The 16,661-nt window shown below is 73.8% G+C and carries 15 protein-coding genes and 3 pseudogenes; 5 read left to right on the plus strand and 13 right to left on the minus strand.

Annotated elements, in window-relative coordinates; all coding sequences use genetic code 11:
• From ACFV4F_RS33410 to ACFV4F_RS33430, 5 genes and pseudogenes are all read right to left on the minus strand, one after another.
• Positions 1–294 (minus strand): annotated as a pseudogene (locus ACFV4F_RS33410) (hypothetical protein); the annotation flags it as partial.
• Between the two features lie 126 nt (positions 295–420).
• Positions 421–1,029 (minus strand): MarR family winged helix-turn-helix transcriptional regulator, encoded by a 609-nt coding sequence (locus ACFV4F_RS33415; RefSeq protein ID WP_380435414.1) that lies wholly within the window; start codon positions 1,027–1,029, stop codon positions 421–423.
• A 14-nt stretch (positions 1,030–1,043) separates the two neighbouring features.
• Positions 1,044–1,517 (minus strand): hypothetical protein, encoded by a 474-nt coding sequence (locus ACFV4F_RS33420; RefSeq protein ID WP_380435413.1) that lies wholly within the window; start codon positions 1,515–1,517, stop codon positions 1,044–1,046.
• Positions 1,518–1,579: 62 nt separating this feature from the next.
• Complete coding sequence (locus ACFV4F_RS33425) at positions 1,580–2,926, minus strand: ammonium transporter (RefSeq protein ID WP_380435412.1); 1,347 nt, start codon at positions 2,924–2,926, stop codon at positions 1,580–1,582.
• Complete coding sequence (locus ACFV4F_RS33430) at positions 2,926–4,296, minus strand: ammonium transporter (protein ID WP_380435411.1); 1,371 nt, start codon at positions 4,294–4,296, stop codon at positions 2,926–2,928. Before ACFV4F_RS33430 ends, ACFV4F_RS33425 begins: the two co-directional genes overlap by 1 nt.
• Positions 4,297–4,571: 275 nt before the next feature.
• Here ACFV4F_RS33430 and ACFV4F_RS33435 point away from each other — a divergent pair, with 275 nt between their 5' ends.
• From ACFV4F_RS33435 to ACFV4F_RS33445, 3 genes and pseudogenes are all read left to right on the plus strand, one after another.
• The gene (locus tag ACFV4F_RS33435; protein WP_380508233.1) at positions 4,572–5,312 is read left to right on the plus strand and encodes a glycine-rich protein; all 741 of its coding nucleotides are present in this window, start codon (positions 4,572–4,574) and stop codon (positions 5,310–5,312) included.
• Positions 5,313–5,337: 25 nt separating this feature from the next.
• Positions 5,338–5,409 (plus strand): annotated as a pseudogene (locus ACFV4F_RS33440) (single-stranded DNA-binding protein); the annotation flags it as partial.
• A 72-nt stretch (positions 5,410–5,481) separates the two neighbouring features.
• Entirely contained in the window at positions 5,482–6,324 is an 843-nt protein-coding gene (locus ACFV4F_RS33445) for an Ig-like domain-containing protein (RefSeq protein WP_380508262.1), read from the plus strand.
• Between the two features lie 128 nt (positions 6,325–6,452).
• On the opposite strand, the gene ACFV4F_RS33450 is transcribed toward ACFV4F_RS33445, so the two are convergent.
• Positions 6,453–8,111, minus strand: a complete 1,659-nt coding sequence (locus ACFV4F_RS33450) for an LCP family protein (protein WP_380508236.1) — start codon at positions 8,109–8,111, stop codon at positions 6,453–6,455.
• 197 nt (positions 8,112–8,308) lie between these two features.
• Here ACFV4F_RS33450 and lanL point away from each other — a divergent pair, with 197 nt between their 5' ends.
• Entirely contained in the window at positions 8,309–11,035 is a 2,727-nt protein-coding gene (gene lanL, locus ACFV4F_RS33455) for a class IV lanthionine synthetase LanL (RefSeq protein WP_380508238.1), read from the plus strand.
• A 2-nt stretch (positions 11,036–11,037) separates the two neighbouring features.
• Complete coding sequence (locus tag ACFV4F_RS33460; RefSeq protein WP_380435407.1) at positions 11,038–11,169, plus strand: hypothetical protein; 132 nt, start codon at positions 11,038–11,040, stop codon at positions 11,167–11,169.
• A gap of 66 nt (positions 11,170–11,235) precedes the next feature.
• Here the strand turns inward: ACFV4F_RS33460 and ACFV4F_RS33465 are convergent, their stop codons facing one another.
• The 7 genes and pseudogenes from ACFV4F_RS33465 to ACFV4F_RS33495 form a co-directional block, all read right to left on the minus strand.
• Entirely contained in the window at positions 11,236–11,856 is a 621-nt protein-coding gene (locus tag ACFV4F_RS33465; RefSeq protein ID WP_380508241.1) for a hypothetical protein, read from the minus strand.
• A gap of 89 nt (positions 11,857–11,945) precedes the next feature.
• Positions 11,946–12,551: an AAA family ATPase gene (locus ACFV4F_RS33470; protein WP_380508244.1), complete on the minus strand. Its 606-nt coding sequence runs from the start codon at positions 12,549–12,551 to the stop codon at positions 11,946–11,948.
• Positions 12,552–12,572: 21 nt separating this feature from the next.
• Entirely contained in the window at positions 12,573–13,331 is a 759-nt protein-coding gene (locus ACFV4F_RS33475) for an AAA family ATPase (RefSeq protein WP_380508247.1), read from the minus strand.
• 77 nt (positions 13,332–13,408) lie between these two features.
• Entirely contained in the window at positions 13,409–14,977 is a 1,569-nt protein-coding gene (gene murJ / locus ACFV4F_RS33480) for a murein biosynthesis integral membrane protein MurJ (RefSeq protein ID WP_380508250.1), read from the minus strand.
• A gap of 116 nt (positions 14,978–15,093) precedes the next feature.
• Positions 15,094–15,771 (minus strand): hypothetical protein, encoded by a 678-nt coding sequence (locus ACFV4F_RS33485; protein WP_380508253.1) that lies wholly within the window; start codon positions 15,769–15,771, stop codon positions 15,094–15,096.
• A 121-nt stretch (positions 15,772–15,892) separates the two neighbouring features.
• Positions 15,893–16,291 (minus strand): (2Fe-2S) ferredoxin domain-containing protein, encoded by a 399-nt coding sequence (locus ACFV4F_RS33490; RefSeq protein ID WP_380508256.1) that lies wholly within the window; start codon positions 16,289–16,291, stop codon positions 15,893–15,895.
• A 118-nt stretch (positions 16,292–16,409) separates the two neighbouring features.
• Positions 16,410–16,661 (minus strand): annotated as a pseudogene (locus ACFV4F_RS33495) (metal-dependent hydrolase); the annotation flags it as partial.

Raw genomic sequence — 16,661 nt, forward strand, 5'->3', positions numbered from 1 at the left:
GCGGGGGGGGGTGGGGGGGGGGTGGGCGGTGGGGTGTGGGTGTCGGTGTGTGTTTGGTGTGGTGGGGTTGGGGGCGGCGGGGGGGGGGCCCCCCCCCCCCACGAAGCCGTACCAGACGTCCAGGATCTGCTCGGTCTGGTCGGCCAGGACCTCGCCGGCGAGCTTGAGTGCGGTGACGTCCGCGTCGGAGAACAGGGTTGCCGCGGCGAGGCCTTCGAAGTCGCCGCCGGTGACCGGTGATCCGGGCAGCTCGGGGTCGTCGTAGCGGTAGCCGGGAATGGGCGCAGGCGTCATGGCCGTCCTCTGGTCCTTGAACCGGTGGACTCCAATTAGGAGTCCTAACTACCGCGAAGCTACCAACGCACCGAGGCGCGGCGCAAGGACCTGCCCGGCAGCCGTCCAGGGTGAGTTGACGAACGATCAGCGCGCTGCGGGCTCGTGCTCCGGGCAGTCGACCCGCAGGTCCGCCGCGCCGAGCGGGGCCTCCAGCAGCCCGCACCACTCCCCCGCCCGGCCGTCCGGGTGCTCGTCGCCCAGGAAGCGGCAGGTCAGGCAGGTACGGGCGACGGTGATCCGCCCGGTGCGGTTCAGCGAGGCGATCGCCTCCAGCAGGACCCGCAGCGCGGTGGCCCGGTCCTCCGGCGCGCTCGCGGACAGCCCGCCGGTGAGCGGATCGCGCCAGCCGTGCAGCCGTTCGGCGACCTCCCGACCGGGTCCCGTCGGTACCCAGGACGAGCGCCGGTTGTCGGCGAGGTCCGGCACCGACTCCATTAGCCCCTTGCGCACCAGGGCGGCGGCGGCATCGCTGACGGTCGGCGCCGACACCTCCAGCCAGCGCGCGAAACTCCCGGTGCTCTGCGGCCCCGCCGTCGGGGAGGTGACCCGCAGCAGCAGCTGCGCCTGGGTGACGGAGAGCCCCTCCCGCTTGGCGGCGTCCCGCAGCATCGCCCGCCCGGCGTCCCCGAGCCGCTCGACCGCGTCGATCAACCGAGCGTCGAGGGAGTCGGGTTCACGTTCCGCACCACCCACGGGGGATTCCTTTCCTACCGGCGGCCGACCAGTCTATTCAGCCCGGACGGCCCGCGGGGCGGACGTGCGGGCAGAGCCCGCAGCAGCGGCACCGACGTGGCGAGGACGAACGCGCCGAACAGCGTGATCGGCAGCAGCCCGACCGGGCGCAGCAGCCACGCCGGGTCCTCCCGCAGCTGCGGCCAGTTGACGATCCAGTTGGCGACGACGTCCAGCGCCATCACCGCCCGGCCCAGCCGCACCCCGGCCGGGCGGACGAGTGCCACCAGCACGGCGACCAGGGGATCCAGCACCACCAGGGCGACGAAGTACACCTGGAGCGGCAGCGGGGCGAAGGAGGCGTAGACGTGGATCCCGCCGCTGACCAGGTCGAGCGCGTGGGCGGTGGTGCCCTCCAGGAAGCCGGTCAGGTGGGCCGCGAGGACCCACCGCACCCAGCGCGGCTGCGCCCGCCACCGTTCCCGCGTACCCCGCAGTCCCCCTGTCACATGATCACCCTAACCGAGCCGCCGACCGTCGGAACGGCCGGTGGCCCGGCGGGTGCACGCCGTCACTCCCGCAGCTGCTCCGGGTCGGCCGCCAGGATGCGGCGGACCTGGTCGAGCAGGGCGCTGGGGTCGTGCTCGGGGCCGCGTTCGTCGATGCCGCTGCCGCGCAGGGCGTCGGCGATCTCCTTGAACTGGACGTCCCAGTCGTTCTGGTAGACCTGTTCGTGCTCCTCCGCCGCGTGCGACTGGCGCAGTCCGACGGTGCGGTCGACGACCTTGCCGATCAGCGCCGTCATCGCGAACGAGAACAGGCCGATCACCAGCACCGCCACCAGCTGCTTGCCGAGCAGGTCCCAGCCGCCGCCGTAGAACAGGCCCTTCTTGCCGGTCATCGCGCCGGTCGCCGCGAGGCCGGCCATCACCATGCCGAACAGGCCGCCCCAGCCGTGGATGCCGACCACGTCCAGGGTGTCGTCGACGCCGAAGCGGTACTTCCAGCTGATCGCGAAGGCGCAGGTGAGCCCGGCCAGGAAGCCGATCACCGACGCCCATAGCGGGGTGACGTCGCCGGCCGCCGGGGTCATCGCGACCATGCCGGTGACCGCGCCCATGCTGATGTCGAGCAGCCCGACCTGGCGGGTGCGCCACCAACTGGTCACCGCCCAGCCCGCCATGGCCGCGCCGGCGGCGAACTGGGTGTTGACGAAGGCCATCGCCGCCGCGCCGGGCACGCCCAACGAGGAGCCGGTGTTGAAGCCGAACCAGCCGAACCACAGCAGCGCGAGGCCGATCACCACGAGCGGCAGGTTGTGCGGGCGGATCGGCTGGCGCTCGAAGTCCTCGCGCCGTCCGGCGACCGCCGCCAGCGCCAGCCCGGCCGCACCGGAGGCGAGTTCGACGACCGTGCCGCCGGAGAAGTCGACCGCGCCGAGCCGTGCGGCGACCCAGCCGTCCGGGGCGAACACCCAGTGCGCCATCGGGACGTAGACCAGCAGGGTCCAGGCGGAGGCGAAGACCAGCCAGCCCTTCATCTTCGCCCGGCCCGCCACCGAGCCGCTGATCAGCGCGACCGTGACGATGGCGAAGGACATGTGGAAGACGGAGAAGGTCACCGTCGGGGTGTCGCCGGTGCGGCTGGTCAGGCCGACGCCGGACATGAAGACGTGGTCGAGGTCGCCGATCACCCCGAGCCCGCCCGCGTCGTGGCCGAAGGCCAGGCTGTAGCCGAGCGCGAACCAGATGATGCCGACCAGCACCACGCAGCCGAAGCACATCTTCAGCATCGCGATGACCTGGCCGGTCTTCACCATGCCGCCGTAGAAGAACGCCAGTCCGGGCGCCATGAGCAGCACCATGGCGGCGGCCATGATGAGCCAGGCGGCGTTGCCGGTGTCGAAGCTCTGGGGCATCACTTCTCCTGCTCACGCCGTTCGAGGACCTGCCGGAGCTCGGCCAGCAGCTCGGCGTCCACCGTGCTGGAACCGGCCTCCGCGCCGCTCGCGCCCACGGTGACGGGCACCCGGGCCGCGGTCAGCCGCCGGCGGATCTCGGCGATCGTCTCGTCGTCGTACGCCTGCTCCTCCTCCGCGCCGGGCACGTGCTCGTACTCCTCGGCGGCCCGGAAGCCGACGGTCTTCTCGATCACCTGGGCGATCAGCCACGTCACGCCGAACGAGAAGGCCGCGCAGACCACGACGCCGACGGCCTGACGCCACAGGAGGTCGACGCCGCCGCCGTACAACAGGCCCTTCTTGCCGCTCATCTGGAAGGTGGCGAACAGGCCGATGCCCAGCACGCCGACGATCCCGCCCCAGCCGTGCACGCCCACCACGTCGAGCGTGTCGTCGTAGCGCAGCTTGTACTTGAGGTTGATCGCGAAGGCGCAGACCACGCCCGCGACGAAGCCGATCACCAGCGCGCCGACCGGGGAGACCTCGCCGCAGGCCGGGGTGATGGCCACCATGCCGGCCACGGCGGCGGAGGCGACGCCGAGCATCTCGACGTGCCCGAGGCGCCACTTCTCGATCAGCGGCCAGCCGACCATCGCGCCGCACGCGGCGAGCTGGGTGTTGAGGAAGGCCATCGGCGCGGTGCCGCCGGTCTGGAGGGCGGACCCGGCGTTGAAGCCGAACCAGCCGAACCACAGCAGCGCGAGGCCGACCACGACCAGCGGCAGGTTGTGCGGGCGGATGGTCTCGCGCTCGAAGTCCTTGCGCTTGCGGACCACGATCGCGACGGCCAGGCCGGCCGCACCGGAGTTGATCTCCACGGGCATGCCGCCGGCGAAGTCGAGCGCGCCGAGGTGCGCGGTGATCCAGCCGTCGGGCGCGAACACCCAGTGCGCCATGGGCACGTAGACGAACAGCGTCCAGGCGACCACGAACCACAGCCAGCCGCGCATCGTCGCCCGGCCCGCGATCGAACCGCTGATCAGGGCGACGGTGATGATCGCGAAGGCCATCTGGAAGGCCGAGAAGACGACGGTCGGGATGGAGCCGCTCAGGCTGTTCATCCCGATGTCGTGCATCATCCAGTGCGCGGGCGAGCCGATCAGGCCGAGGCCGCCGACGTCCTTGCCGAAGGCCAGGCTGTAGCCGATCGCCAGCCACAGCATGGTGACCAGGGCCAGGCAGACGAAGCTCATCTTGAGCATGACCAGCACGTGCTTGGTCTTGACCATGCCGCCGTAGAAGAAGGCGAGGCCGGGGGTCATCAGCAGCACCATGGCCGTACTGGCCATGAGCCAGGCCGTGTTGCCCGTATCGGGAGTGTTAGGCATCCGAGGTCTCTCCGGGTCGGGGAGGAGTGTGCGGGGCGCGCAGCATGATGGCCATCATTCCGCAATGCGGAAATGTAATTCCGCCAGACGTCGAGGAAGGTAGAGGTGCCGCCGGAGTCCGTCAACAGCTTGTTGAGGGACTTGGCCGTTTCTTTGACAACCCGTGGCCTCGGCCTTCCGTCCGGCCCGACTGTGCGGCCACCCGACCGGGAAGCCCGCGCACCGTGTGGATCACCAGTGGTCTACCGGCGGGTCCGCCACCAGGCTGTGCCCTCATGAACAGATCCACCCTGACGGCACTCGCCGGTGCGACCGGCCTGCTCGCCGCCGCCCTCGTCCCCGCCGCCGCGTCCCCCGCGTCCGCAGCCCCCGCCGGGTCGCCCTGCGGCACCGGCGGAGTCCTCACCACCGCCACGCCCGCCTGCACGTACACCGCCGCGGGCACGGACACCTTCACCGTCCCGAACGGCGTCAGCGCCGTGACCGTCGACCTGTTCGGCGCCGAGGGCGGCAGCGCGGCCGGCTACGTCCTCCCCAACCCGCCCAACACCGGCGCACCCGGCGGCCTCGGCGGCGAGTCCCGCGCGACGCTGGCAGTGCTCCCCGGCCAGACCCTGCAGATCACCCTCGGCGCGGCGGGCGTCCCCGGCAGCTCCCGGCACGGCGAGTTCGCCCGCCCGGGCGGGTACGGCCACGGGACGGGCGGCGGCGGCGCGCACGGTGGCGGCGGCTCCGGCGGCGGTGGCTCCGACGTCCGCACCGGTGCCTTCGGCGCCGGCGACCGGGTGCTGGTCGCGGGCGGCGGTGGCGGCGCGGGCAACGGCGGGCCGCTGCTGCACGGCGGAAACGGCGGCGGCCCGGCCGGCGAGCCCGGCGGCCAGGGCGGCGGCCCCGATGGCTCGGGCGTCGCGGGCGGCGGCGGGAGCCGGACCGCCCCCGGGACGGGCAGCCCCAACTCCGCCCTCGGCGGCCCCGGCACGCCCGGCGGCGACTACGACCGGCCAGTGCAACCCTGACAGCGGGAGCGGCGGCAACGGCGCCCGCGGGGGCAACGGCGGTGGTGGCGGCGGAGGCGGCTACTTCGGCGGCGCCGGGGGCTCCGGCGGCGGCAACCCCGGCAACCTCTACGGCGCCGGCGGGGGCGGCGGCAGCAGCTACGCCGCCCCGGACGCCACGGGTGTCGCGCTGCTCCAGGGCGTCAACCACGGCGGCGGGCGGGCCGTCGTCTCGTACCGGTACGACACCGCCACGGCGGTGTCCGCCGACACCGCGACGCCGCTGTTCGGCCACCCGGTCACCGTCACGGCGTCCGTCGCCGCGGCCGACCCCGAGGCGCCCACGCCGACCGGGACGGTCACGTTCTCCGACGGAACGGCGCCGCTGGCCACCGTGCCGCTGACCGACGGTCGCGCGAGCTTCACCACCGCCGCCTTCCAGCCCGGGAGCCACCCGGTCACCGCCACGTACGGCGGCGACCCGGGCCACGCGCCGAGCAGCGCACCGGCGGCGGACGCGCCGGCGGTCTTCCGCACGGCGGGCGCGCCGGCGCCCCCCCCCGGCCCGCTCCCCGTCGCCTCGGGGCACGCGGGGGCCCTGGCGGCGGGCGCCACCCAGGACGGCCCGGTGACCGTCCGGCCGGGCGGCGCACTGGCCGTCTCCGGGGCGGAGATCCACGGGAAGCTGTCGGCGGACGGGGCCCTCGCGCTCACCATCTGCCGATCCACGCCGGCGGGTGCCGTCACCGTCCACGGGAGCAGCGGCCTCGTCCGCATCGGGTCGGCCGTCGAAGCCAACGGCTGCGCCGGCAACGAGATCCACGGCCGCCTGACGGTGGACGCCGGCACCGGAGGCGTCGACGTGGCCGGAAACACCGTCACAGGCCCCGTGGAGATCACCGGCAACAGCGGCGCCGTCGCCGTCGTCGATGCCAACACCGTCACCGGCCCGCTGCGCTGCGAGGGCAACACACCGGACCTCCGCCAGGCCGACAACACGACGACCGGCCCGCGCACCGGCCAGTGCCGATAGTGCCGTAACCGTAGCCGTTGCCGCAGCCGCAGCCGCAGCCGCAGCCGCACACCGAACGACCCGCATGGCCCCGGACTCGCCCGGGCCCATGCGGCGGGCCCGGCGCCGAGCGTCGGAACCGCGGGACCTCAGAAGACGCAGGGGATCCCGCCGTCGGACTGGGCGTCGACCTTGGGGCCCTGCATCGGGAGGTTGGCGGCCGGGTCGCTCGGGGCGGTGGCGGGGGTGGCGGGCCGGTCGGAGGCGACGCCGTCGAAGGACGTGCCGAGCGTGACCACGACCCGGCCGACGCCGGCCGAGGCCGACTCGGTGGCGGTGACGCCGTAGCGGGCGGCTATCTGGTCGGCGGCCTCCTTGGCGCCCTTGCCGTAGGTCACGGTGGTGGTCTTCGACTTGGTGCGCGCCGGGCCGGTCGTCCCCTGCTTGAAGCCCATGCCGACCAGGACCTTGGCCTCGTTGGCGGAGGACACCCCGGCGGCGGAGGAGGCGTTGAACACGTCCACGGTGGCCGGGGCGGCCGCTTGGGTGGGGGCCGGGGGCGCGGCCGGGGTTTCCGTCGCGCTGCCGGTCGGGGTGTCGCTCGGGGCCGCCACGGGGGCGGCGGCGTCGGCGCCGCCGAAGACCTGCTTGACCACCTTCTGGATCTTCGCCGGGGTGACGAGGTTGACGTCCTGCGGCGGGTCGCCCTTCTTGCCGCCGGTGTCGTAGGTCAGGGTGTTGAACTCGACGTTGCCGCCGGTCAGCGCCGGGGCCTGCTGGGCGAAGTCGAGGATGTTCCACTCGTTGTCGATGACGAGGTCCTTCTGCACCACGCCGAACAGCTTCTGCATCGCGCCGAGGTCGCCGATGACGCCCTGCTGCTTGAGCTTGTGCATCACCGAGGAGATGAACGCCTGCTGGCGGTGGGTGCGGGCGAAGTCGTCCGAATTCCCGTGCCCGTCGTTCAGGTTGTGGCGCTGGCGGACGAAGGAGAGCGCGTCGGCGGCGTTGAGGTGGCTGACCCCGGCCGGGAGCTTGAGTCCGGTGCCGCCGCCCTCGTGGCCGGGCGTCCGGGAGATGATCGGGTCGTCCACCGGGTGGGTCAGACAGACGTCGATCGGCTCCAGCGCCTTGGCGATGTCGTAGAAACCCATCAGGTTGACCTCGGCGATGTGGTCCACCGGCTGGTCGACGAACCGCTGGACGGTCCGGATGGTGGCCGCGCGCCCGGCGTCCCGGCCGGCCTTCTCCAGGTCCGCGCCCTTGAGCCCCTTGGCCCTGGAGCTCTTGTCGAACCGGTCCTTGGCGTTGCCGTAGGCCTCCTTGATCTTGGCCATGCCCATCTCGGAGCCGTCGCCGTTGTAGGTCATCACCCAGTCGTCGCGGGGGACGGAGACCGCCTGCACCTTGCCGCCGTTCGCCGGTATGTGCAGCAGGATCAGCGAGTTGGTGTTGTAGCCGCCGATGCTGGAGTCGGCACCGGCGTGCAGCTCGTTCTGGACGATGGCCGGGTCGACGTCCGAACCGTCCATGTTCTTGCGGCTGTCCAGGCCGATCAGCAGCAGGTTCACCGAGTTGTCGAGGTGCTTGGGGGCGTCCTTCTTCGTCTCGGCGATCGCGTTGGACGTGGTCATCCCGTCGGTCAGGGACGTGTACTCGTACCAGACCACGCCGCTGGCGGCGAACACCGACAGCCCCACCGAACACGCCACCGTCCGGCCGACGATGAGCGCCGGCGACCGTCTCCCGGCCGCGCCGCGTTCCGCCGCGCCGCCGGTGACCCGTCCACCACTCCGCCTCTGGCCCACGCCGCCTACCCCGTCCTCGAACGACAACTCTCCTGGTTCTGAGAGTCACTGACGGACCAAGCATGTTGCACGATGTGGCGCGGATCACGCACGCCCGGCGGAAACTCCGACGTCGAGGAGGCTGGATTTGGCTTCTGATAATCCGTCAATTACCTTGCGGGATAGTCTTTTTCCGAAGCACCGATAGAATCCACGGCGTGCTCTCGCCCTACCGGTCAGTCCTCGCAGAGCTGTTGAAACGGTCCGATCCGACCACCGACTGGCGCGTCCACCACCTCGAACCGTGGCTGATGGTGACCCCACCGCACCACCGTCCGCGCCGCCAGGGCTGGAAGCTCCACGTCTCCGCGACCCTGGCGTCGGCGCCGCAGGTGATCGAGCGCGCGGGGCGGGTGCTGATCGCGCACGGCTGCGCCTTCAAGTTCGCGGCCTCCCCGCGCGTCACGGCCGAGCTGACCGGCACCCGGGCACCGCGGGCGCAGTCCGGCAAGTTCCTCACCGCCTACCCCGTCGACGACGGCCAACTCCTCGTCATCGCCCGCGAGTTGCACGAAGCGACCGCCGGGATGCCCGGCCCCGCCATCCTCTCCGACCGCCGCTACCGGCCGGACAGCGTGGTGCACTACCGCTACGGGTGCTTCGCCCGGCCGCGGGTGCTCAACGACGACGGGTTCTACGAGGGCCGCCTCACCGCCCCGGACGGCACCGTGTGCGCGGACGAACGCCACCCGTGGTTCTCGCCCCCGCCCTGGGCCGAGGACCCGTTCCGGCCCCCGGCCACCACCACCTCCGCCCCTCCCCGCCGCCGCGGCAGCCCGGTCCTGCTCGCCGACCGGTACCTCGTCAAGGAGGCGGTCCGGCACTCCAACCGGGGCGGCGTCTACCGCGCCGAGGACACCCGCACCGGCGAGCGCGTCCTCCTCAAGGAGGCCCGCCCGCACGTCGCCGCCGACCAGGACGGCCGGGACGCCCGGGACCGGCTGCGCCACGAGGCGCAGGTCCTGGCGGAACTCGCTCCCCGGGGCATCACGCCCCGGGTACTGGGGCTGTTCGAGTCCGGCGGCCACCTGTTCCTGGCCGAGGAGCTCGTCCCGGGCCGCAACCTCCAGCAGTGGACCGCCGAGCACCTGGAACGGGGCGACGGCCACGTGCCCGCACCGGCGGCCCGGCGGCTCGCGCGCGACCTCGTGCGGCTGCTCGCCGAGGTGCACGCCGCGGGGCTCGTGCTGCGCGACTTCAAGCCGGGCAACGTCGTGATGACCCCGGACGACCGGCCGGTCCTGGTCGACCTGGAGCTCGCCGTCCGCCGCGGCACCACCGTCCACCCCGCCGGTACACCGGGATTCACCGACCCCGAGCACCTCGGCTCCGCGGACGGACCGGCGCCGCGCCCGGCCCCCGGCCCCGAGGCGGACTGCTTCAGCCTCGGCGTGACCCTGCTCCACGCGACCACGGGCATCAGCCCGGTGCTCGCCGCCGACAGCACACCGGCCCGACCGGCGGGCGAGCGGCTCGCCGCCCTGGTCGCCGCCGCCGACCACGGCGCCCTGCGCGGCCTCGCCCCCGTGGTCACCGGCCTCACGGCGGCCCCCGCCACGCGCTGGACGCTCCCCCGGGCAGCCGAGTACCTCGCCCAGGACCACCGCCCGTACGCACGGCCGTCGCCGGCCCCGGCCCCGGCCCCGCCCACGGCCTCACCGACGCCCGAGTCGACGCCCGAGCCGACGCCCGAGCGCCTGATCGAGGACGGCCTCGCCCACCTCGCCGCGACCATGGACCGCTACGCCGAACACCTCTGGCCCGCCCCGAGGTCCCTGCCGCACGGCGACCCCTGCAACGTGCAGTTCGGCGCGGCCGGCGTGCTCGCCGTCCTCACCCGGGCCGTCCGCTGCGGCCACGAAGCCGCCCGCCCCGCACTGCGCGAGGCCGCCGACTGGCTGGACGAGCGGCTCACCGAGCCCAGCCGGGTCCTGCCCGGCCTCTACTTCGGCCGCTCCGGCACCGCCTGGGCCCTCCACGACGCGGCGACCGCCCTGGACGACGGCCGCCTCGCCGACCGGGCCCTCGCCTACGCCCTGCGCATCCCGCTCGACTCCGCCGCCACCGACGTGTGCCACGGCCTGGCCGGCGCCGGCCTCGCCCAGCTCCACCTGTGGCACCGCACCGGCGACCGGCACTTCGCCGACCGGACGGCCCGGTGCGCGGACGGACTGCTGCGCCTGCTGGCGGCCGCACCCGGCGTGGACTGGCCCCTCGGCCCGCCGGTCCGTGCCGAACTCGCAGGCTCCGCCACCTACGGCTTCGCCCACGGCGTCGCGGGCAACGCCGCCTTCCTGCTCGCCGCCGGCCGCGACCTCGGGCGGCCCGAGCTCACCGACATCGCCCTCGGCGGCGGCGAGGCCCTGTGCGCGCTCACCGAGTGGCGCGACGGCGCCGCGTACTGGCCCAAGGGCCCCGGCCGCACCGAACGCCCCGGCCTGAACTACTGGTGCCACGGCTCCTCGGGCATCGGCACGTTCCTGCTGCGCCTGTGGCAGGAGACCGGGGACCCGCGCCACCTCGCCCACGCCGAGGGCGCCGCGGTCGCCGTGCACCGCGACCGCCACCGCCTGGGGCCGGGCACCTGCCACGGCTTGGCGGGCAACGCCGAACTGCTCCTCGACCTGCACGCCGCCACCGGCGACGAGCACCACCTCGCCCGGGCCGACGCGCTCGTCCACGCCATCACCCTGCGCGCCGCGCGCCGTGACGGCCGGTACCTGGTCCCCGACGACACCCTGCGCGAGGTCACCGCCGCCTACAACGTGGGCCTCGGCGGCGTGCTCGACCTCCTGCTCCGCCGTCACCACGGCGGCCCCCGATCGTGGCTGGTCGACCGGCCGGCCACGGGCCCGCACCACCCGAGCCACGGAAAGGGGGAGTGAGAATGGAGAGCACCGTCCTGGAACTGCAGGAGCTGCCCGAGACCGAGGAGCAGCCGCTGGAGCCGATGATGTGCTGCGACACCGGCCACCGCAGCTTCGACCTGGTCGACCTCGCCGCGCACCCGGTCGACTGAGCGGTCGGGCTGCCCGGGGGCATCCCGCCCCCGGGCGGTCGGCGGGCCCGGTGGGCATGCCGCTCGTCACCTGCTCCGCGGGTGGTAGGCGAGTTGACGCTCGACGGGAGCCGCGGCGAAGTCGCCGAGACCGTTGACGACGTCGCCGACCGCGAGCCGGATCCCCCGCGCGAGTCCCGACCCCTTGAGTACCGCACCGCGGCGGTCCGGGTCGGGGCCGGTGAAGTCGTCGCCCCCGGCCAGCCGGACGCTCTGCGCCGAGATGGCGCCGATGACCTGGGCGCCGTCGCCGATCACGCTGGAGCCGACGACCTCGGCGCCGTTGAGCAGCCGCGCGTGGTCGCCGACGGAGAGCAGCGAGCCGGGCTGGTTGGCCTTGATCTGCACCCCGCCGGGGCCGAGGGAGCACCCGTCACCGACGACGATCCGTCCGCCGTCGGCCGCGAGCAGCAGCGTCGACGGGTGGAAGGTGCTGCCGCTGCCGATGGAGCACGTCCCGCCGTCGCACCGCACCACGACGCCGGGGAAGAAGGTGTTGCCCTCCCCGATCTCGGCGTCGCGTGCGATCAGCGTCGAGAACGGATCGAAGACGGTGTTGGTCTCGGCGAGGACGGCCATCTCGCCGAGCGTCCGGAACCCGTTCGTGCGGCGCTGCTCGTCCATCAGCTCGAACATCTTGTCGTGCACGCCGGCCCGCTCCCCTGTTTGATCATGTTGCACCGACTCTACGCACCCGAGAGCGCATACGGCGGTGGAGCCACCGTGGTGCCGTGCCGTCAGGAGAGGGCGGCGGCCAGGCGCTGCGCCAGGGTGTCGTAGGGGCGGCAGGCGATCACCGGCAGGTGGTGGCTGCGGGCCTGGGCGGCGAGGTGGTGGGAGTAGCGGGCGCTGACGGTGGCGCGGGCGGGCTGGGGGCCGTCTTCGGGCTCGCGGTGGGCGTAGTTGGCGGCGATGGCGGCCGGGTCGTCCTCGTGGAGGAAGAGGGCGCGTACCCGGCGGCCGCGTGCCCGGGCTTCGGCCACCGCGCGGGCGGCGGCGGCCGGGGTGAGGTAGTCGCCTTCGACGATCGCGGGCACGTCCACGGTCAGGCGGTTGCGGACGACGCCGAGCAGCGCGTCGTCCAGGGCGTGCGCGGTGGCGATCTGCAGCTCCAGGACGCGGTCGGCCGGCAGGTCCGCGTCGGGGTCGGCGAGGCCGTCGAAGTGGTGCAGGCCGGGGTGGGTCGCGGCGGAGGTCGCGGCCTGCAGGGCGGCCACGACGTCGTCGAACTCGACGACGAACGCGCCGTGCCGAGCGGCGAGTCGGGCGGCGGCGAGGCTCTTGCCGAGCCCGGAGGCCCCGCCGATCAGCAGGACGTCCCACGGGCTGTGGTTGGTGTGCATACGGCCACCGTAGGCGGCCGGTCAGGACGGCGGCTGCGCCGGGCCGGTTAGGTGGCGCAGGTACGCCTCGGGGCGTTCCAGGTAGCGGCGCCAGTGGTCGACGATCGCGAGGTCCCGCCAGCGGGTGGGCCGGATGCCGTGGTCGCCGACCTCCAGGACGGCGGAGCCGGGGGTGGCGGCGAGGATCGGCGAGTGGGTGGCGCACACGACCTGGGCCCCGGTGCGGCCGAGTTCGTGCAGCAGGCCGACGAGTTGCAGGCTGGACGTGAAGGAGAGCGCCGCCTCCGGCTCGTCCAGGATGTAGAGGCCCGGCTCGCGGAACATCGACTCGAAGACGGTGAGGAAGCCCTCGCCGTGGCTCATCAGGTCGGTGCGTTCGTTCCAGTAGCGGCCTCGCCCCTGCTTCTCCTCCATCATCTGCAGCGCCGTCTCGGCCCGCAGGAAGAACCCGTTGCGCCGCGAGCGCGGGCCGGAGGCCATCGCCCGGCCGCGCTCGGTGTAGTCGAGGCGCAGGTACTCGCCGAGTTCTCCGCGCTCCCTAGGGCCGGCGTAGCGGGCACCGGCCCGCCCGCCGTAGTTGTCCACGCCGTAGGCCTCGGCGAGGGCCTCGACCAGGGTGGACTTGCCCGAGCCGTTCTCGCCGACCAGGAAGGTCACGGGCGCCGGGAAGGCGATGCCGCCGCCGAGCAGGCCCCGCACGCACGGGACCGTCCACGGCCACTGCGACAGCTGCCGCTCGGTGAGCATCTCCCGGTGGACGCGCATCCTCTCGACGATCACTCTTCTCGCCCTCCCTGGTTCGTGTACGGCTCGGCCCACCATAAGCAGCGGCCCTGACAACGGCCTCCGGGAGCCGGTCAGCGCAGGCCGGGCAGGGCGCGCAGTTCAGTGATGCGGAGCAGCCGGGCGAGGAGGAGGAAGAGGAGCGCCATCGTGAGGCCGCCCGCCGCCAGCGACAGGACCGGGGCGCGGAGGGCCGCCACGGCACCGTCCGTGCAGCCGAGGCCGACGAGCCAGCCGGCCGCGCCCGCGAGGGCCGCCGCCGCGGTCAGTTTGCCGTAGGTGCGGCAGATCCGGCGGCCGTCCAGCAGGCCCTCCGTACGGCGGCGCAGGCGGACCGCCGTCAGGAGCAGGCCGACACCGTACGAGAGCGCGTACGCGCCGGCCATTCCCGTGACGGCCCAGCGGGCCGGGAGCAGCAGGTGGCAGGCGGCGGCGAGGGCGACGTTGGTGGCGCCGATCCACAGGGCGAGGCGGAACGGGGTGCGGGTGTCGTCGAAGGCGTAGAAGCCGCGCAGGAGGAGGTACTGCGCGGAGAACGGGACGAGGCCGAGCCCGAAGGCCTGGAGCATGTGGCCGAGCGGCACGGCCGTGGTGGGGTCGGTGGCGCCGTGGGCGAAGAGGAGCTGCGCGATCTGCGGGCCGAAGGCGAGGAAGGCGAACGCGGCCGGGACGATGACGACGCCGCTGATCCGCAGCGAGCGGGAGAGGTCGGCGCGGAGGTCGCCGATGCGGTGCTCGACGACCGCGCGGCTCATGCGCGGCAGCAGGGCGGTGACGAGGGTGACGGTGACGATCGACTGCGGCATCGTCCAGATCTGCTGTGCGTAGGTGTAGGCGGTGTACCCGACGCCGTCCTTCGGGAGGGCGGTGTCGGCGGCGGAGGCGAAGCGGGTGACGAGCGTGCTCGCGACGAGGTTGGCGAGGACGAACAGCAGGGTCCAGCGGGCGGCGCTCACGCTCCTGCGCAGGCCGGTGCCGCGCCAGTCGAAGCGCGGGCGCGGACGGTAGCCAGCGGCGAGGGCGTACGGGACGAGGGAGAGCGCCTGGAGGGCGAGCGCGACGGTGGTGCCGGTGCCGAGCAGGGCGACCTGGTCGGGGGTGATGCCGGAGACCTGGTCGGGGGCGTTCAGCAGGCCGATGTACAGGCCGAACATGGCGATGAGGACGACGTTGTTGAGGACCGGGGTCCACATCATCGCGCCGAAGCGGTCCCGGGCGTTGAGGACCTGGCCGAAGATGCTGAAGACGCCGTAGAAGAAGATCTGCGGCAGCAGGTAGCGGGCGAACACGACGGTGAGCTCGAACGCGGCGTGCGTGTCGGGGGTGTCGCTCTGGTAGAGGGCGATGACGTCCGGCGCGGCCCAGACCGCGAGGGCCGTCCCGGCGGCGAGGAGGCACAGCACGAGCGTGACGAGGCGCTGCTCGAACGCGGTGCCGCCGTCGAGGTGTTCGGCGCGGGCCCGGACGAGCTGCGGGACGAGCACGGAGTTGAGCGCGCCGCCGATCAGCAGGAAGTACAGGCTGGTGGGGACGGTGTTGGCCAGGTTGTACGTGGTGGCGAGCAGGCCGACGCCCAGGGCGTGGGCCTGGAGCACCTGGCGGATCAGGCCGGTGGCACGCGAGACCACCGTGCCGGCGGCCATCAGCGCCGAGGAGCGCCGTAATCCGCTCGTCCGCCCCGGGGAGGCGTGCCGTCCGCGTGTCTTCCATCCGATCATGGAATGAACCGACGCCCGGGTGCCGGTCGGTGGTTCCCCGGTCAGTCCTTCCAGAGGGTGACCGTCGCGTTCAGCAGGTAGTCGGCCGGGGCGATCGAGTCGATCCTGATCAGGGCCGTGCGCCCGCCCGGGGTCCGGAGGCAGACGAGCGAGCCGATGCTCACGTGGGCGTCCTGGCCGGGGTGCGTCATCGCCCAGTCCCGGCACTGGGCGCCGGTCGGGGCCGACTGGCCGGACCAGATGCCGAACTGGTCGTGGTCCATCTGGATCTCGTCGTGCAGGTTGGCGGTCGTCGGCGTGAAGCCGCCGGCGTAGATGCCGTGCGCGAAGCCGGCGGCGCGGGACGGCGGGGTCAGGTCGAAGTCGATGCCGCCTTCCATGGGGACGGCGACCTGGCCGCTCCAGACCTGGACGGGTCCGGTGGCCGACGGGGACGGCGGCGCGGCGACGGAGGTGGCGGGCGCCGGTGTTGCGGAAGGCGTGGAGACCGATGACGCCACGGCGCCGGTCGGCGTGGGCAGTTGCTTCGGATCGTCGCCCTTGGGCCGCACCGCCGTCCCGAGGACCAGCGCCAGCACCCCGACCGCGACCACGCCGAACCGCGCCCCGGTCGTCTTGGGTCCGGGCAGGCTGATCCCGGCGCCGCTCGCGGCCTCGCGCGCGAAGGCCACGACGAAGCAGAGCAGTCCGAAGACCCACAGAGTGATCGTTCCGGCCATCGGTCCCCGTCCCCCGGCGCTTCCGATCCGACATCAGGCCCGCCGATGGTACCGGGTTCCGGGGGCGTGAGCGCCCCCAATTCCGCACCGGACGGCCTCAGTCGAGCGGCGCCGGACGGCCTCAGTCGAGCGCCTCCCGGATCCGCCGGGAGGGCTGGAACTCGTAGAGGTCGAGAACGCCCGGCGGGTCCGCGAGGCCCGGGCCGCCGTCGGCGACCCATGTGGCGATGTCGGCGACGGCGTCCGCGTCGTTGACGAGGGCGAGCCAGACCGGGCGGCCGCCCGCGCGGCGGCCCTCGGCGGAGGGCTGGACGACCATCACGTCGGCCTGCTCGCACGCGTCCAGGCAGGTGGTCGGGCGGACGGTCGCCACGCCGTCCAACGCGGTGCGCAGTCGGACGAGTTGGGCGGCGTGGTCCACACCGGGGACCTTCGGTGTGCCGCAGCAGCAGCCCCGGCAGACCGTCACCGTGCAGCGCGCCGCGGCGCTCTCCTTCTTCCGCCCCTCGCGGCGGCTCACCGGCCGGCCCGGGCGCGGGTCCAGGCGGCCTCGCGCCCCCGCCGCCGGCCGGGGGGGCGCCGCCCGTGGCGTTCCGGGGCCTGGTCCTCAGGCCCAGCCGGTGCGGCGCGCCCGGTCCTCAGGCCCGCTTCGGGCGGGTGACGGCGACGAGCTCGGTGCCGTCCTCGGACAGCCGCAGCTCGGTGCGGAGCTCGGCCAGCTCGCCCAGGTGGTGCAGGTGGGTGCCGCCGCAGGAGATCTGCGCGCCGCCCTCGGGCAGCTCGCAGTGCCACTGGCGGCGGGCGGTGAGCTCGGGGCCCGGCACCTCGATGCGGACGGCGGCGTCGGCGGCGACCCAGGCGGCCAGCTGCGCGTTGACGGCCTCGGTGAC

This window comes from Kitasatospora sp. NPDC059722 (genome assembly GCF_042733235.1).
GTDB lineage: Bacteria > Actinomycetota > Actinomycetes > Streptomycetales > Streptomycetaceae > Kitasatospora.